Raw genomic sequence first — 415 nt, 5'->3', positions numbered from 1 at the left:
CGCGCGCGTGCTGTCGTACGTCGGCAACTGGGACCCGAACCGCGAGGTCTTCGTCTGACCCACCCCGCCAGGCCCCGCCCCTACCTGGACGGGGGCCTTCGTCGTTTCGTGACTCCGTCCCCCGCAAGACCTTCCCGGCAACGGAGTTACGAGGTATCGTCCCAGCATGACCGACCACGCCTATACGCGGATCTCATTCGACTCCCGAGTCTCCGGCTCGATCGCCAAGCAACGCGCGCGGCTCGCCCGCCACTCCCCCGACGCCGTCGTCTACGAGGAGCGCTCCGTCTCCGGCGCGAAGGTGCCCTTCGCCGACCGGGGACGACGGGGAGCCCCGGCTCCTCGCCGCCCTCCAGCCCGGCGACCGCGTGCTCGCGACGAAGATCGACCGCGTCGCTCGCAACGTCCGCGACCT

General features: G+C 70.8%; 1 protein-coding gene. It reads left to right on the top strand.

Features of this window, described 5'->3' with window-relative positions; genetic code table 11:
* Positions 1 to 166: 166 nt before the first annotated feature.
* The coding region (locus PROKR_RS36740) for a hypothetical protein (RefSeq protein WP_211239995.1) at positions 167 to 415 on the top strand (249 nt) is incomplete at its 3' end.

It is taken from the genome of Promicromonospora kroppenstedtii DSM 19349 (assembly GCF_000515355.1).
GTDB lineage: Bacteria > Actinomycetota > Actinomycetes > Actinomycetales > Cellulomonadaceae > Promicromonospora > Promicromonospora kroppenstedtii.
This window is presented reverse-complemented; position numbering and strand designations above follow the sequence as displayed.